General features: G+C 33.4%; 19 protein-coding genes and 1 other annotated feature. Of the genes, 18 read left to right on the forward strand and 1 reads right to left on the reverse strand.

The window, feature by feature from the left end:
• The first annotated feature begins 135 nt into the window (after positions 1–135).
• From V1503_RS15430 to V1503_RS15515, 18 genes are all read left to right on the forward strand, one after another.
• Entirely contained in the window at positions 136–372 is a 237-nt protein-coding gene (locus V1503_RS15430; protein WP_320256790.1) for a YrhC family protein, read from the forward strand.
• A gap of 378 nt (positions 373–750) precedes the next feature.
• Positions 751–891, forward strand: coding sequence for a YrzI family small protein (locus V1503_RS15435; RefSeq protein ID WP_214480375.1), 141 nt, complete (start codon positions 751–753; stop codon positions 889–891).
• A gap of 793 nt (positions 892–1,684) precedes the next feature.
• Positions 1,685–2,206, forward strand: coding sequence for a cytochrome c3 family protein (locus V1503_RS15440; RefSeq protein ID WP_214480374.1), 522 nt, complete (start codon positions 1,685–1,687; stop codon positions 2,204–2,206).
• Positions 2,207–2,211: 5 nt separating this feature from the next.
• Positions 2,212–3,663 carry an ammonia-forming cytochrome c nitrite reductase subunit c552 gene (locus tag V1503_RS15445; protein ID WP_410628035.1) on the forward strand — a complete coding sequence of 484 codons (1,452 nt, stop codon included), beginning with the start codon at positions 2,212–2,214 and terminating at the stop codon, positions 3,661–3,663.
• Between the two features lie 744 nt (positions 3,664–4,407).
• On the forward strand, positions 4,408–5,382 hold the full coding sequence (locus V1503_RS15450) for a hypothetical protein (RefSeq protein ID WP_410628037.1): 975 nt from the start codon (positions 4,408–4,410) through the stop codon (positions 5,380–5,382).
• Positions 5,383–5,394: 12 nt separating this feature from the next.
• Positions 5,395–5,835 (forward strand): cytochrome c maturation protein CcmE, encoded by a 441-nt coding sequence (locus tag V1503_RS15455; protein WP_214480371.1) that lies wholly within the window; start codon positions 5,395–5,397, stop codon positions 5,833–5,835.
• A gap of 16 nt (positions 5,836–5,851) precedes the next feature.
• Positions 5,852–7,834 (forward strand): heme lyase CcmF/NrfE family subunit, encoded by a 1,983-nt coding sequence (locus V1503_RS15460; protein ID WP_410628040.1) that lies wholly within the window; start codon positions 5,852–5,854, stop codon positions 7,832–7,834.
• A complete protein-coding gene (locus tag V1503_RS15465) occupies positions 7,824–8,342 on the forward strand; it encodes a cytochrome c-type biogenesis protein (RefSeq protein ID WP_410628042.1) in 519 nt (172 codons plus the stop codon). Before V1503_RS15460 ends, V1503_RS15465 begins: the two co-directional genes overlap by 11 nt.
• Positions 8,343–8,354: 12 nt before the next feature.
• Complete coding sequence (locus V1503_RS15470; protein WP_214480369.1) at positions 8,355–8,741, forward strand: hypothetical protein; 387 nt, start codon at positions 8,355–8,357, stop codon at positions 8,739–8,741.
• Position 8,742: 1 nt separating this feature from the next.
• Positions 8,743–9,141 (forward strand): hypothetical protein, encoded by a 399-nt coding sequence (locus tag V1503_RS15475; protein ID WP_410628044.1) that lies wholly within the window; start codon positions 8,743–8,745, stop codon positions 9,139–9,141.
• Between the two features lie 15 nt (positions 9,142–9,156).
• Positions 9,157–9,855: an ABC transporter ATP-binding protein gene (locus V1503_RS15480; protein WP_320256797.1), complete on the forward strand. Its 699-nt coding sequence runs from the start codon at positions 9,157–9,159 to the stop codon at positions 9,853–9,855.
• 1 nt (position 9,856) lies between these two features.
• A complete protein-coding gene (locus V1503_RS15485; protein WP_410628046.1) occupies positions 9,857–10,540 on the forward strand; it encodes a heme exporter protein CcmB in 684 nt (227 codons plus the stop codon).
• Between the two features lie 3 nt (positions 10,541–10,543).
• Positions 10,544–11,281, forward strand: a complete 738-nt coding sequence (locus V1503_RS15490; RefSeq protein ID WP_410628048.1) for a cytochrome c biogenesis protein — start codon at positions 10,544–10,546, stop codon at positions 11,279–11,281.
• Between the two features lie 194 nt (positions 11,282–11,475).
• Positions 11,476–11,604 carry a CcmD family protein gene (locus V1503_RS15495; RefSeq protein WP_214480365.1) on the forward strand — a complete coding sequence of 43 codons (129 nt, stop codon included), beginning with the start codon at positions 11,476–11,478 and terminating at the stop codon, positions 11,602–11,604.
• A 135-nt stretch (positions 11,605–11,739) separates the two neighbouring features.
• Positions 11,740–12,258 (forward strand): TlpA family protein disulfide reductase, encoded by a 519-nt coding sequence (locus V1503_RS15500; RefSeq protein ID WP_410628051.1) that lies wholly within the window; start codon positions 11,740–11,742, stop codon positions 12,256–12,258.
• A gap of 284 nt (positions 12,259–12,542) precedes the next feature.
• Positions 12,543–12,677, forward strand: a complete 135-nt coding sequence (locus V1503_RS15505; RefSeq protein WP_410628053.1) for a hypothetical protein — start codon at positions 12,543–12,545, stop codon at positions 12,675–12,677.
• A gap of 59 nt (positions 12,678–12,736) precedes the next feature.
• Positions 12,737–12,983 (forward strand) — a binding site (T-box leader).
• 256 nt (positions 12,984–13,239) lie between these two features.
• Complete coding sequence (gene argS / locus V1503_RS15510; protein WP_410628055.1) at positions 13,240–14,928, forward strand: arginine--tRNA ligase; 1,689 nt, start codon at positions 13,240–13,242, stop codon at positions 14,926–14,928.
• A gap of 493 nt (positions 14,929–15,421) precedes the next feature.
• Positions 15,422–15,550 carry a hypothetical protein gene (locus tag V1503_RS15515; RefSeq protein ID WP_410628057.1) on the forward strand — a complete coding sequence of 43 codons (129 nt, stop codon included), beginning with the start codon at positions 15,422–15,424 and terminating at the stop codon, positions 15,548–15,550.
• 72 nt (positions 15,551–15,622) lie between these two features.
• Here the strand turns inward: V1503_RS15515 and V1503_RS15520 are convergent, their stop codons facing one another.
• Positions 15,623–16,045, reverse strand: a complete 423-nt coding sequence (locus tag V1503_RS15520; protein WP_320256802.1) for a DUF4064 domain-containing protein — start codon at positions 16,043–16,045, stop codon at positions 15,623–15,625.
• Between the last annotated feature and the right edge of the window lie 169 nt (positions 16,046–16,214).

The raw sequence follows: 16,214 nt of genomic DNA on the forward strand, positions 1-16,214 counted from the left end.
CAGCCATAGTGACGTTAATTTATTTTTGTGATTGGTTCCTACCCTATAATTGGTTAAAGTTACATTCATTTTGACCTACTAAGATATGTTAAAGTAGATTTATAGATACTTAGAAAAGTAGGTGACAAACTTAAAATGGATGAGAAGCAATTACGTGATTTGAAATTTAAAATTGTCGACTTTACAAGAATTGCATTTGTTTTAATTGCAATTAGTGTCTTTTTATATTTAGGTGTTGTTATTAATCAACATGTTCAGGAAGCGACTAATGTCAACTTATTAATGGCAATGACATATATTTTTTTATTTGTAGCGTATCTTTTATTTAACATGGTAATTAAGTATAAAAAAATAGTAAGTGATCTAGAATAAGAAAATTATTTTATTTTTTACAAAAAAGCCCTTTACAAAATATCATAAATTGGTTATACTTTCCTATGAAATAAACAAATTCTGATAAGGAGGTCGAATTTAATGTTAGGCAAATTATTTAAACTTATTAAATTAAATAGTATTTCTTACTACTCGACCGATGTCGGAATGCGGGTGTTTCAATAACTAACTAAGCATACACGCCACAGGTTGAATAGTATACCTGTGGCTTTTTATATAAATAGCATCTTTCCTTTTAATGCTTATTTATAAAATAATTTTGATTATTTTAACCACAGGTATAGAAAATTTACCTGTGGTTTTTTATCGTCAAATTGAACATAGTGTATGCAATGAACTTAAAGGAGGTGAAGCCATATGAAATTCAATATTTTGTCTATCACAATTACAATTAATAAACGAACGTATTCAATTGAAAAAGCTTATCGAGAAGAGCAAGTAAAAAAAATGATTGATGAAGAAAGAGAAAAGTCGTTTAGAGCTTACCCAATCATATAATAATCATTTCAAATAATTACAGGAGGGTGATAAAAATGATAATGAAAAATTTGTTGATCGTTAAGTTAATTGATAAGGAAAATTTTACGTAGTTACTAAACAAAGAACGATCATTACAAATTATAAGTGTATTATCTTTTCATCATTACAGCTAAGTAGGATGACTCTTTACATTAGGCTGTTTTAGCATTGGTTGTTGCTTTTCGTTCTAATAGATAAGCACGTATAAACCGAGCTTTCGTAGCATCTTACATTGAAAACAGCCATTAGGTAAAAACGAACATATATTTTCATTCAGGTAGGTTTTACTTTTTATTAGTAAAGCCTACTTTTTTTATTTACTAGCTCTCTCACCTAGCCTGTCAAGGCGTTATAACTGACTGAGAGAAAACAAAATATTTTTTCTTCAAAAACGTTCCAATGCTTGTTGAGAGGAAACAGTTTGTTCCGTTTTTGTTAAATATACTTGAATCAATTATTTTTCCAAATGTACACAATTTGGCCTTTTTATAGACAATAGTTTGTCAATTATGGCTTATCAAACATTCAATAAAATATGGTAATGTTTAGTTGGAAAGGTACAATAAACCTATAGATAGGCTTTTTTTCACAATTGTTATTATTCGTGAATGAAATATGGTTATACTTTTCTATCATCACAAAGCGGTAAATCAATATTTATCAAATTGCTCATTTTTTCACATGTGTCAATTTATTAAGTGGCTGACATACTAATTAGCCTTTTAATTTGTATGAAGAAGATATAAAAATGACAGAAGAGGAGGGGGAAGGTATGGTGAAAAAGCTTAAAGCGCTGGATAAAAAAGTCGTTATTTTAATTGGGCTATTTTTAGGAGTTGTTGTAGCAGTAGCAAGTGCTGAGACAATGCATTATACAGATAGTGCAGAATTTTGTTCGACTTGTCACCCTATGGATTCAGCCTATAGTAGCTTTGCAGACTCTACACATGCAAATATCGCCTGTAATAAGTGTCATGCTCCAACTGATAGCCTTGGAAGGAAAATACTATTTAAAGCGAAAGCTGGAACGCATGATATTTACATGAATACATTTGGGGCAGATAAGATTCCTGATGTTATTCATGCGAAAACAGCCACCATTGACGTTATTCAAGAAAACTGTAAAAGCTGTCACGAAGGAACACTAAATAATTTATCACATGATGCAAAAGAAAATTGCACGGATTGTCATAGGCAAATCCCTCATGGTAATGGCAACTTTAAGACAGATGAATGGTTTAAACCTGCGGATTATGACATTAATAATCGAAACGAATCTTTTGAGAAAGGGTGAGGAAAATGCATAGAAACATCAAAAGAATTATAGTTCCCACTGCTTTAGTAATTTTTTTAATCTCTATTATTGCTGCCTGTGGTTCAGATGAAGCGAAAGAAAGTATAACTGCTAAAAAGTTATACAATACGGGACTATCAGCTGACGAAATAAATAATGAAGCATTTGCTGATATTTTTCCGTTACAGTATGAAAGCTATAAGCGTAATGAAGAAATGTCTGATACGAAATACGGTGGATCAGTACCAACGTCAAAATTTGATCATACTAAAGAGCCTTATTTACCAATAATTTTTAATGGTTACGGATTTGCAAAGGAATATAATGAAGATCGTGGACACATTTACGCCATTGAAGATAATGTAAATATTGCTAGAATTACGGATAAGTCAATTGGTTCTTGTTTAACTTGTAAAAGTACTGCAGTTCCTATTTTGTTAGAGGAAGACGAGTTTGGAGACGGATACTGGTCGGCAAACTTTCGAAACGAGATTGTACCTCGTGCTGAAGAATTAGGACATTCTCCTATCGGTTGTTCAGATTGTCATGATCCCGAAACGATGGAATTACGTGTCACTCGTCCAATGTTTGCAACAGCTATGGAAGCAAGGGGAGTAGACATTTCAAACCCTACAAAAAATGAAATGCGTACGTATGTATGTGCACAATGTCACGTAGAGTACTATTTTGAACCAGAAAAGAAGGCAGTAACATTCCCATGGACAAATGGATTAAAGCCAGAAGAAATGTATGAATACTACGATACGATAGCAAAAGATTCTGGGTTTGCACAAGACTGGATTCATACTGTTTCAGGTGCACCAATGCTAAAAGCTCAGCATCCAGAATTCGAAATTTGGTCTGAAGGCCCTCATGGAATTGCTGAAGTTTCCTGTTCGGATTGCCATATGCCATACGAACGTTCAGATGGTAAGAAAAAGATTACTAGTCACCAATGGACTTCACCTTTAAAAACGGTTGAGCAATCATGTCGTACATGTCATGCAGACAAGACTGAGCAAGAGCTTATAGATCGGGTTGAAGGCATTCAAGATGCTCATATGGAAAACTTACACAAAGCCGAAGAAATATCCATTGATGCACATTACTATATTAATAAGATGATAACTACTGGTGCTCCTGAGTCTAAAATTGAAGAAGCACAACAACTTGTTCGTAAAGGACAGTGGTTATTTGATATTGTAGCTGCAGAAAATTCTGCTGGATTCCATGACCCTCAAGGTGCAATGGATAGTATGAAAAAATCTACTGAAGCATTAAATGAAGCTATTATTATTGCAACTGAAGAGTTAGTGAAACTTGATGTAAATATTGACGAACTAAAAGAAGAAATAGCAAAAGTGAAAAAAGCTGTTTATGATGAACCAGATGTCTTTAAAAAGAAAGACCATGTCATAAATGATTATTTTCCAAATCAACAACCACCAAAAAATTAAGCACTTACAGAACGATGATTAACAAACTAATTTTCACCGTACAATACGGCTATATTGTACGGTGCATTTTTGTTCAGTTAAAAACTATATTTCCATTGTTTATAAGGTGGTAACAATTTCGTGCAAGGATATGTTTGACATTGTACAAACATAACACTAATTTGATCTAGATGTTTTATCAATAGTAGAAAAATGTTTTGATAAGAGCCTTCATAAGACAATGGTCTTAATATATATATGTGAAATAAATCACAAGAATCGTGTTTATTATTAATATACTGTAAATTTTTAATTGAATCAAGCTGAATGGTTTATTTTTTAAAATGGATTTCAGATAGCTGGTTCCATCTTTCAATACAGCTTTTCAGTAAAACGAAGTGGCTCGAATACACTAGCTAAGGAGCCAAAATGGTATTAAAGTAACCTTCACAAGACACGACTTTTGGGCCTAGTTGGATTACGGTATTGTCAAGGATTAGCGTCTATCCCCCAAGTCACCACTCTAATCATTGAAGTGTGAAGGTCATCTCTAAATGATAGGAATCTGTCATTCGTCGGGTGATGATCCTTAGTGCGATTCTATCTTTCGGTAATGTCTGTAACATAAGTCACAATTTGGTATGAAGTTTTTGTGAACTAAAATATGGATGATTTTTGACAATAGGTTTACCAATATGTTGTAACCAAGCAATTTTTAATACAATCATATTAGAAATGAAAGAAATGGGAAATAAGGTGAAAAAAATGAAGACTCCTTATGTTAAAGAAAAATGTTTTCCAATATTCATTTTGGTACTAATGAGTATTCTCTTTCCTCCATCTATACTAGCATCTTACGACAACATATCTATAGAAGACATTACAATAATCGTTATGCCGGAATATACAAATCATCCTCATGCTAATAATGATGAACCAACTGTTCTTGTTGGTTATCATGGCACTATTGTAAATCAATCTTCTGAGTCAATTAGCCAAGGTATCGAACTAACATTACCTGTGAATAAGAAAAATTTTTTTATAGGGCTAGCAGCACATACCCTCGATGGAACAAAAGAATCACTTCAAGAAATTGAAGTACAAATGAAGAAGAATTCTAACAAAGTAACGATTATGCCAGACGAACCTATTGATCCAGGGCAAGGCTATAAATTTGTTATTGAATATTACTATCATGATATAAACCATACCGGGAATAAGAAAAATTTCACATATGAATACGTAGCTGACAATAATATGGATGCTATAAACATTATTTTCTTTGAACCATTAGGGGCAAGTGATTTTGCCATACAACCAACAACTGATCAGCATTCACAAGATACGATGGGGATTAACATGTATTTGTATGAGGTTATTCAATTAACAGCTGGGGAGAAGAAAGTATTTGATGTGTCTTATGAGAAGAAAGACAACGAAACGACAACTAGTAAAATTGATGAAATAACACCAAATAACAACAATAGTGTCCTAATACAAACTATCTCATCAAATAATGGAGGGTTATCAACAAATACAATTATTGCAATCGTTGTCATTTCATTAATATTTTTATTCACAATCATGCTGTTAATTTTTCAGAAAAAGAAACACAAAGAACGTGAAAGCGAAATTAAAGCTACAAACCGACAACAAGATAAAAAGAAGTTAAGAAACATGTTGGCTAATGGTGAAATTGATGAACAAACGTATCGCAAAAAAATGAGTGAACTAAGTTGAGGGGTGAATGGAATGAACAAAAATAAAAAAGTATTGTTTGGTGGAAGTTTGATCATCATAGCTATTCTCACATTGCTCATAGCTGCTACACCAGGTTCAAGCGGTACAGAGTTGACACTTACACAACTTTTAGCAAATGAAGAGAAGTACAGCGATAAATTCGTCATGACCCAAGGATTATTAATTGAAGATTCAATTGATTGGAATGCAGATAATATAGAACTTCGCTTTACAGTACGAGACGAAGATGGTAATGAGCTTCCTATATTTTATCAAGGGGTGCGACCAGACAATTTTAGTGAAGATGTAACTGCAATTGTAGAGGGGTATATACAAGAGGATGGTGTGTTTTTTGCTGAGAAACTTCAAACTAAGTGTCCATCCAAATATGAAGACCAAGATAAAAGTGACTATGACCCAGAGCTTCATAAAAAGATAGAAAATGAGGAGTAAAGAAAGGTGATTAGCCATGTATTTAATTGGTAGTACAGCTGTTTATTTAGCATTAGTCATTTCAATCTATTCATTTATTATTCTCATATTAGGAATAAGAAAGCAAAACCAAAAGTTAATAAATAGTGGGAAGAATGGTGTGTTATCGATCTTTTTATTAACAAGTGTTTCAATGTTTGTCTTATTCTACGCTTTAGGTACAAGTCAATTTCAATTTAAGTATGTGTCTACGTATACAAGTAGCGATTTACCACTTATATATAAGCTTTCAGCATTATGGGCAGGTAATGCAGGTTCTTTATTATTATGGACATTTTTCTTAACGATGTACGCAACGATGGTTGTGTTTTCAAGAAAAATGAAAGACAATCCAATGGTTCCTTATATTGGAACAATCATGCTTGGAAATATTATTTTCTTTTACTTCTTGTTAGCAACGACTACGAAACCTTTTGAACTGAATGATATTATTCCAGAGGTTGGGAAAGGTTTAAATCCAATGTTACAAGACCCAGGGATGATTTTACATCCAGTAACATTGTACTTAGGTTATGTAGGACTTTCTGTACCTTTTGCATTTGCTATCGCTGCTTTAATACTAAAAAATGTAGACGCTTTTTGGATTCGTATGACGAGACGTTGGACAATAGTAGCGTGGTTATTTTTAACTCTTGGCAATATAATCGGAGGTTATTGGGCTTATCTTGAGCTCGGATGGGGTGGCTATTGGGCATGGGACCCTGTTGAAAATGCATCCTTCATGCCTTGGTTAACTGTTACTGCTTTTTTACACTCGGTAATGATTCAAGAACGCAAGCAGATGTTGAAGATTTGGAATATTAGTTTGATTATTCTTTCATATGCATTAACATTATTTGGAACTTTTCTTGTAAGAAGTGGCGTCTTAACTTCAGTTCATGCTTTTGGAGATAGTAATTTAGGTACTTACTTTTTAATTTTTATGGCACTTGCAGTCTTATTTGCACTATATGTAATGATGAGTCGTTTTCATTTATTAAGACAAAACAGCGGACAGTTTGAGTCATTTTTATCAAAAGAAAGTAGTTTTTTAATCAATAATTTAATACTTGTTGGTGCGACATTTGCAGTATTTTGGGGAACAATTTTCCCACTCATTTCTGAGGCGGTTAAAGGAACGAAGGTTACGGTTGGTGTCCCTTTCTTTAATACAGTTATGTCACCTATCATGCTTGCATTAATGTTTGTTATGGCTATTTGTCCTTTAATCGCTTGGCAACGCTCAACTGTAAGAAATCTACGAAAAAACTTTTTAATTCCAGCAATTTTGAGCTTACTTGTTGCTATGTTACTAATACTTCTAGGTATTAAAAAAGCTTATCCGATTATCGGCTTTGCTGTTGTTGCATTCATGATTTTTACTCATATTCTTGAAATTAGTCGCGGGGTAAAGGCTAGAAAGTCAGTTACTGGAGAAAATGTCATTGTTGCACTTGGCCGTTTAATGTCACGTAATCGCAGACGGTACGGTGGCTATATCGTTCATATTGGGATAGCTCTAATGGCAGTAGGTATAATTGGTTCAAATAACTTCAATGTTGAAACAATGAAGACGCTAGCGATGGGAGAAAGTATTGAACTTGCAGAGTACACAATTACCTATGAGAACTTACAACAAAAGCGTGAAGGTATCAATGATGTAGTGTTTGCCACTCTAAAAATTAATAAAAACGGTCAAGATTTAGGATATGCTGAAGCTGAGAAAATCTTTTATGGTTCATTCGAACAACCGTCTACTGAGGTAGCTCTTATTAGTAATTGGGACGAAGATCTTTATATTGTGTTAAGTGGTTGGGAGCAAGATTTAAGAGCTACATTTGTTATTCGGATTAATCCACTTGTAAAATGGATTTGGACGGGTGGCATGGTTGTTTTAATAGGCGCAATATTTGCTGTTTGGAGCGGAAAATACGGCAATATTACACCGAGATATAAAGGGGTACGGCGACATGTATCTTAAGGGTTTGCGTAGAAAGGATGGGGAAATGATGAAGCGCTTATTCATTTTAACTGGGCTTCTTATACTTTTATTTTCTTCCGGTACCTATGCAGCAGAAGATGTTGATTATAGTTCGGCACTATTTCAGAGCATTGTTGCAATGCTTGCCATGGAAGGACATGCGGGGGATGATTTGGCTACTTGCCCTGTTAAGCAAGAATATTACGAAGAAGTTGCTCAAATGATGCAAGAAGGGATGAACAAGGAAGAGATCTTAAATTTCTACGTTGAGGAAATTGGCGAAGAGGCATTGTCAGCCCCACTTAAGCAAGGATTTAGCCTTTCTGCATGGATCACACCATTTATCGTATTGATTGTAGCTGGAGTGATTGTATTTACAGTTATTCGTAGTTGGATCAAAAAAAATAACAGTGCTCATTCAATAACAACTGATGAAGCTTTACTTGACGAGAACACCGATTCTGTTTTAAGAGAAATGATTGATAAAGAAAGAAAAAAGTTTTTCTAGGATGTGATTGATATGGATCTAGTCTCAATTATAACAGCCACATTATTAGTAGTAGTTTGTAGTTATTTAGTAATATCTCCACTGCTGTCAAAAAAGAATGTAACTTTTCATGAAAGCATGATAGATGAAGTAGATATCATAAAAAAAGAAGAAATATTTGCGACACTAAATGAACTCGAAATGGATTATAACATGAAAAAATTATCGACAGAAGATTATGAGAAATTAAAAAATAACTACGAAAAAATGCTTCTTCCTATTATGGCGGAGGAAACGTTAGTAGACGATGTTCATGTTGCTAATACAATAAAAAATATGCCTGAACAAGTTAAAAAGGATATAGAAAATGAAATAGCTAATGAACTTGATCAAACGAGAAAACAGCGGGGAGGGAAGTAAGATGAAAAGCATTTATATGATGAGTGCTGCAGTCACACAAACTTCTCCAAGCTTTCATAATCCAGGACATTTACGAATGTGGTTTGATTCACCATTAAGACAATTTAACCCACATATATTATTAATTATTCTTGGTGTAATCATAATTGGAGGAGGGCTGTTTTTCATTTACTTTCGTCAAAAAGACCAGAATAGGCAAATTTCTTTGACCGAGGATAAAGAGGAGAAGATTTTTCAACAATTGCTTGGAAAGCGCGATGCAATTATGACGAAAATGATCGATTTAGAAGATGAACTGAAAGCAGGAAAAATATCTGAAGATAAGTTCCATGAACAGTTTAATGCTTATAAAGATATGTTAATTAAAGTGAAATTTAATATAAAACAAATGACTGAATAGATTGGAGGGATCTGCGTGATAAAAACATCTTTGCTAACGAAAAAGATAGGGGAGAAAGAGATTCTACGTGGAGTCAATCTAACAGTAAAAGAAGGGGAAACGACCGCTTTACTAGGTCCCAACGGAGCAGGGAAAAGTACAGTATTAAAAATAATTAGTGGATTGCTGGAGGCGACATCTGGTGATGTTTTGATAAATAATATGAAGCTAAAAGCGAACGAAGAGGTTATTAAGAAAACAATTGGATTCTTATCACATAGCAGTTACTTATATGATCACTTTTCACCGATTGAGAATCTAGTTTATTACGGAAAACTCTATGATGTAGAAGATATTGAGGTAAGAGCAAAAGAACTCATTTCTATGGTAGGTTTAAGCTTATTTATGCATGAGCCTGTTCGCTCATTTTCAAGAGGAATGCTACAAAGAATTGCGATTGCTAGAGCGATTATTCATTCACCTAGTATTCTACTTCTAGATGAACCACATACTGGGTTAGATCAACGGGCAGTTTCAATTTTAAATAATGTTATTTTGCAATTGAAGCAGGAAGGTACAACTATAATTATGGTTACACATGATTTCCATCAACTCATTGAAACATGTGATAAAGCAATCGTTATGAAACAAGGATTGTTAATTGATGATTTTGCTATTTCAGGTGCAAAAAACGTGAAAGATATCAAAGAAATGTATGCAGGACTGGTGAGTTAACATGATTAAACTACTTAAATCTGCATGGATTATCGCTTGGAAAGATCTATATTCTGAGTGGAAAACAAAACAACTATTAAGTACTATGTTAATCTTTTCAGGGCTTGTTATTGTGACTTTTAGCTTTGCATTTGACCCTACGAGTAATGCTGTCAAAGCAGTGGTACCTGGAATGGTATGGGTCATTACTATCTTTGCTGGAATATTAGGGTTGAACCGCTCATTTTTAGCTGAAAAAAATCAAGATAGCTTACATGGAATGATTGTCGCACCTATTGATCCTTCAAGTATTTATTTTGGCAAAATGCTCGCTAATTTCATTTTTGTGTTATTAGTTCAATTGATTTCTATACCATTATTATTTATCTTATTTGATTTTCGCTTACTAGGAAACATTCCCTTATTTTTAGCAGTTATCTTTTTAGGAACTTTTGGTTTTATAAGCATTGGTACATTTTTAGCTGCATTAACTGCTAATTCAAGGAGTAGTGAAATGCTATTACCAATTGTCTTATTTCCTATAGTTAGTCCGATTATTATTGCAGCTGTGCAGGCAACAAAAATATTGCTAGTTAATCTTGAGAATTTATCAAGTGCTATATCGTGGATGCAATTGATGATTGGGTATGATCTTGTGTTTTTTGTTATTTGTTTCTTATTATTTGAATATGTGATGGAGGTGTGAAAAATGACAAAGAATAATGTGGTTTGGCAATCAGAATCAAAACTTCATAAAATACTTTTTTGGCTAACAATTCCAATAGGTGTAGTAACAATGTTTTTAATATTTATATGGTCTCCAGTCGAAGTTACGATGGGCGTAGTACAAAAAATATTTTATTTTCACGTAGGTTCAGCTTGGGTTGCGTTTTTGGCTTTTGGAGTCGTGTTTGTTTATAGTATTTTATACCTTATAAAAAGGAAGAGAATTTATGATATCATTGCAGGAATTTCTGCTGAAATTGGTGTTGTTTTTACAACTATTGTCTTAACAACTGGACCTATTTGGGGACGAAGTGCATGGAATACATGGTGGACTTGGGAGCCTAGATTAACAACGACATTGATTTTATGGTTTATTTATGTATCTTATATTATGGTTCGTCGTATGGACGGAGCATGGGAAAAGAAAGCAAGATTAGCCTCAGTATTTGGAATTATCGGTTTTATTGATGTTCCAATTGTATTTATGGCAATACGCTGGTGGAACTCAAAGCTTCATCCAATCGTGTTTGGTGATGGTCCGACACAACAAGGAGGCGGAATTGAGCCTGAAATGTTATTTACATTGTTATTTACGCTAGGTTTTATTACTTTGTTGTATATTGTTTTACTCCAAAAAGGTATTTATATAGAAAAAGCAAAAATTGCGATCGCTCAAAATAAGAAAGCTATTCAAGAGAAGTTAATGAATAAAATTTCGTAAAAGGTAGTAACGAAAAATACCGTAGCATATGTAGGTTTTCAGAATCCAAATTCACTAGGCCTTATTTAACTATTTGCAGGGGAGATTATTTCCTGTCTGGTATAGGGTAGGCGACTAGGGAAAGTACTTTCATAGCTAAAGGTGCTATGCGTACGATGGAATAGTAAATAAACAATAAAGAGGAGGAACTGAAAATGGGATATTTATTTAGTGCATACACAATTGCATGGGTCTTAATTGCTGGATATGTAGTTATGCTTGGGAAACGGCAAAGAAAACTAGAAAAAGAATTAGATTATATACAAGAGTTAGAGAAGCAATAAGCTCGTTCTAGTAAACTTCAATATTAGTATTGAATTAACAGTACACGTCCTTTTTGATTGTGCTGTTAACTGTATTCATCAACTGGTAGAACGTAACTCTTAATGATGATAAATCCAGTTTAGAGGATGATTTGTATGAACAAAAGAAGAATGATTCAAATCATAGTACTATGCTTGGTGGCAGCCGTATTTTTCTTTTTAGCTTCAGGAATACAAGGAGTCAAAGGAGTTAAGGTTGGTGACTCAGCTTATGATTTCACACTAGAGGATTTAGATGGAGATACTCATACTTTATCTGACTATCAGGGGCAATTCGTTGTATTAAATTTTTTCGCTACATGGTGTAAGCCGTGTGTAGATGAAGAACCTGAACTCGAAGCCTTTCATCAACAATATGGAGATAAGTATAAGCTTCTTATTATCGACCGTGGAGAACCCAAAAGTCGTGTTGAAAAATTTATAAAAGAACATAATTCAACAACACTGTATTTATTTGATACAGATGATAATGTCTCAAAAAATTATTTAGTAGTTGGCCAGCCTGAAACTTTTATCATTGACCCAAGCGGCATTATACGAGAAAAAATAGTTGGTCCAACGACAGCAGAAACTTTAGCAGGGAAAATTAGTTTGTTAAAATTAAATGGAAACTAAGCCACAGCCAAATTGCTGTGGCTCATCTATTGTAGGGCATCAGCACGTATTCAACTGGTTGTTCCTTACAACTTTTCTATTAACAAATAGCAATCAATTTTTTAATTTTGTAAAATTTACCAATAAAGTTTACGAAAAGATCTTGCTATTCATTCGTTAAACTATTTTGCAGCCTTTGTTAACTGTGGGACTTACACATTATATTGCCAAATCAAAATGACTAGCTATCCAATAGTGTAAAACGTACAGCTTTAAGAGAAGGAGAAGAACATAAGGAGAAAGGGATGGGTGAGCTATCTCTGATTACTAAAGCCACATTTGAAAGTATTTATTCTCAGTACGAATTACAACTAGCATTTTTAGATAAAATACAAAACATTTTACAACATGATGTAGAAAAAATAAATGGGAATATATAAATTTACCGAATAAATAACCTTGAAATATTTCTAAACTTTATTTATAATTTGTAAAAATAATTCATTCGTTGAAGAAGACAGTAATTTTGAATATACGTGTAGCGAGTTAGGGATGGTGAAAGCCTAATCGATTATTCATAATGAAACGTACTTCGGAGAAGCAGTCCGAAAAAGTATTAGCGTTATTTTTATTTAAATAACCTTGTACAAGTAGGGTATGCCGGTTAATCAACCGTTATCAATGACATTAAGATGGTTCAATTTGAACAATTAGAGTGGTACCGCGGGGAAAATCTCGTCTCTTTTAAGAGGCGGGATTTTTTTAGTTTTATCAGAAGGGGTGTACCAAATAAAAAAGGTAATTCATATTTTTCCTGCTATTAAGAATCAAGCTACAAGAGTTCCGGAAAGAATATGATCTGCTCTAGTTACATAGTTAACCACACATTACTGTAGGTATACCCTTTTGAAACACTATTTCACATTCCCTAGTATGGACAGTAGACATAGAGACTTGGACAGTAAACGTACTGATGAAAATAACAGGTAGGAGATGAAGAAAATGAATTATTCAGAAATATATGCTAAGGAAATTTCACAAGTTTTAAAGGATGTTATAACTTATGAAGAGACGTTACAGATAATTGAAAGACCAAAGTTTCATACTCAGGGTGATATTGCTTTTCCGTGCTTTTCCTTAGCCAAAAAGTTTCGAAAATCTCCAAATCATATTGCTAAAGAAATAGCTGAACAGGTTAGCCACACATTATTTGATAAAGTTGTAGCTGATGGTCCATATGTAAATGTTTTTTTAAATAAAAAGGAAGTTAGTAAAGAAGTAATGGCTATAATCCTAAAGCAAGGTAATCATTTTGGAACTTTAAATATTGGAAATGGTGAAAATGTAGTTATTGATTTTTCATCCCCAAATATCGCTAAGCCATTTTCTATGGGACATTTAAGATCAACAGTTATAGGAAATTCACTGGCACTTATAGCAGAAAAATGTGGATTTCAATCCATTAAAGTTAATCATTTAGGGGATTGGGGTACACAATTTGGTAAATTAATAGTTGCTTATAAACACTGGGGAAATGAAGAGAAAGTAAAAGAGAATCCAATTAAACAGTTATTGGAATTGTACGTCAAATTTCATGATGAGGCTGAAAAAGATAAACACTTGGAAGATGAAGCAAGATTGTGGTTCAAGAAACTTGAAGATGGAGATGAACATGCAATCGAACTATGGAATTGGTTTCGTGATGAATCACTTAAAGAATTTTCGAGTATTTATAATTTACTAGGTATCAAGTTTGATTCTTATCATGGCGAAGCTTTTTACAATGATAAAATGGAAGAAACGCTGAACTTACTTGTGAAGTCTGGGTTACTTTCCGAATCAGAAGGTGCAGATGTTGTTGATCTAAGTGAGTATAATTATCCACCGTGTTTAATCAAAAAATCTGACGGTGCAACTCTATATGCAACGAGAGATTTAACAGCTGCTATATATAGAAAAGAAACGTATCAGTTTAGCAAGGCATTGTATGTTGTTGGCCATGAACAAAGTCTGCATTTTAATCAAGTCTTTGCTGTTTTAAAAAAGCTAGGTTTTACATGGTCGAACAATCTCGTTCACATTCCATTTGGCTTTATTTTAAAAGACGGTAAGAAGATGTCGACGAGAAAAGGAAAAGTTGTTCTACTTGAGGAGGTTATAAACGAAACAATCAGTCTAGCTAAACACAGTATAGAAATGAAAAACCCAAAACTAATAAATAAAGACAAAGTAGCTAAAATGGTTGCTATCGGTTCACTTATTTTTCACGATTTAAAAAATGAACGATTAAATAATGTAGAATTCTCAATGGAAGAGATGTTAAAGTTTGAAGGGGAGACAGGACCTTACGTCCAATACACTCATGCAAGAGCTAACTCTTTGATAAGAAAATCGGGACAAGAACAGGTACACAATATAGAAGGTTTAGCTGATGAACTTAGTTGGTCAGTCATTAAATTGTTAATAGACTTTCCAAATGTAATTAAGAGAAGCTATGAAAAATTTGAACCATCCCAAATTGCAAAATACCTAATTGACCTAGCACAAGAATTTAATAAATATTACGGTAATGTGAAGGTGTTAGTCAAAGATAGCGAGCTGATATCTCGACTTGGACTAGTAACTTCAGTAATGATCGTTTTACAAGAAGGCTTAAGATTGTTGGGAATTGAAGCTCCAGAGGAAATGTAATGATTGTAGAACTATTACTCCGTAATTAAAATATTAAGTTAAAAAATTGACTGTTTTGCATTTTATGGTTATTCAGTTTACAACTTGAATTCGCGGCTCGACAGTCGATAATAACATATAGATTGATTGTTTTCACATCGATTGTTGTTTTTCGTACTAGGAAATGCACTCCCGTATACAACTATCATTTGTGGCATCTTTTTTTCTATACAACGATGAGAATAGCTTTAATTCCCTTTTGTTAGAATTTCATAAGTCTACGAGAAAAGCCTATGAATTATATATAGCAGAAGATTGTTCGACATGAGCCTTTCGAAACTAACAGATTATTGGCGGGTATATACGATCAGGAAGAGTGAGCACAAAGCCATAGGTTTCATGCTCCCCCTTTCTACTAGCTGTAATAGTATTATTGTATTTAACAAGAATGCTGAAAAATCAGTAACAGAACTTTCACAGTTACTAAATTTATTAAAGTTAAATATGTGGTAAATTGAATATAGAGATATTGGGTCATTCTTTTACAAAGGGGAGTGAGCGTATGTTTGCAATCGTAATGGGCATCACGATTACCGTTGTTGTCGGCATAGTAATTGGTACTGAAATTAGTGAAGAAATTTAATTATAAAAAAGAATTAGGTGGTCACACCTAATTCTTTTTTTATAATGGAAATCGGTCATAAGGCTAAAAATCTTAATCGTATATGTTTTGCTTGGGCTTACGTACTAAACTCATAATCCCTGCAATTAAGAACAGTAGAGCGATTGGCCATGCAAATAACACAGTCATTAAGGCGACTAATAATGCAGCAATAATTAATAAAGTCCCAGCAAGCTTTGGCTTATTATTTCCTTTTAAACAAAAGGCTGCAATGATACTTAATACTAAACCAATCATACCGGCAGCTACAACAATCCATCCAGTATTACCTATAATTTCCATTAAGTCTGCGATATTGAATGTAGCAAGCTGAGGGTCAGTAGCAAATTGTGCCTCTAACTCCTGTAAAAATGCTTCATTGGTCATTAAATAAGTAAATGCCCCTCCTATAATTGCTAAAAAGCCACTAAGTACGGCTCCGATTATACTTAAAACTATTTCTCCTGTTCGCTTCACTAGTAGGTTCCCCCTTATTGTTATCACTTTATAAATACGAGCATATTTACGTAAAGTTTCAGTTAACTATAACACTTTTTCATATATTTATAAATTACAACCTCTACAGTATAAATATTGATATGTGTTATCACTTTTAAAATCATGACAAGTTCATGTGGTAAAATAA

This window comes from Nanhaiella sioensis, assembly GCF_046557775.1.
Taxonomy (GTDB): domain Bacteria; phylum Bacillota; class Bacilli; order Bacillales; family SM2101; genus Nanhaiella; species Nanhaiella sioensis.

Coding starts and splice junctions, on each gene's coding strand:
- V1503_RS15475 (WP_410628044.1), top strand. CDS start 8,743: ATGAAAAGCATTTATATGATGAGTGCTGCAGTCACACAAACTTCTCCA.
- V1503_RS15470 (WP_214480369.1), top strand. CDS start 8,355: ATGGATCTAGTCTCAATTATAACAGCCACATTATTAGTAGTAGTTTGT.
- V1503_RS15430 (WP_320256790.1), top strand. CDS start 136: ATGGATGAGAAGCAATTACGTGATTTGAAATTTAAAATTGTCGACTTT.
- V1503_RS15440 (WP_214480374.1), top strand. CDS start 1,685: ATGGTGAAAAAGCTTAAAGCGCTGGATAAAAAAGTCGTTATTTTAATT.
- V1503_RS15445 (WP_410628035.1), top strand. CDS start 2,212: ATGCATAGAAACATCAAAAGAATTATAGTTCCCACTGCTTTAGTAATT.
- V1503_RS15450 (WP_410628037.1), top strand. CDS start 4,408: ATGAAGACTCCTTATGTTAAAGAAAAATGTTTTCCAATATTCATTTTG.
- V1503_RS15465 (WP_410628042.1), top strand. CDS start 7,824: ATGTATCTTAAGGGTTTGCGTAGAAAGGATGGGGAAATGATGAAGCGC.
- V1503_RS15485 (WP_410628046.1), top strand. CDS start 9,857: ATGATTAAACTACTTAAATCTGCATGGATTATCGCTTGGAAAGATCTA.
- V1503_RS15435 (WP_214480375.1), top strand. CDS start 751: ATGAAATTCAATATTTTGTCTATCACAATTACAATTAATAAACGAACG.
- argS (WP_410628055.1), top strand. CDS start 13,240: ATGAATTATTCAGAAATATATGCTAAGGAAATTTCACAAGTTTTAAAG.
- V1503_RS15505 (WP_410628053.1), top strand. CDS start 12,543: ATGGGTGAGCTATCTCTGATTACTAAAGCCACATTTGAAAGTATTTAT.
- V1503_RS15455 (WP_214480371.1), top strand. CDS start 5,395: ATGAACAAAAATAAAAAAGTATTGTTTGGTGGAAGTTTGATCATCATA.
- V1503_RS15460 (WP_410628040.1), top strand. CDS start 5,852: ATGTATTTAATTGGTAGTACAGCTGTTTATTTAGCATTAGTCATTTCA.
- V1503_RS15490 (WP_410628048.1), top strand. CDS start 10,544: ATGACAAAGAATAATGTGGTTTGGCAATCAGAATCAAAACTTCATAAA.
- V1503_RS15500 (WP_410628051.1), top strand. CDS start 11,740: ATGAACAAAAGAAGAATGATTCAAATCATAGTACTATGCTTGGTGGCA.
- V1503_RS15495 (WP_214480365.1), top strand. CDS start 11,476: ATGGGATATTTATTTAGTGCATACACAATTGCATGGGTCTTAATTGCT.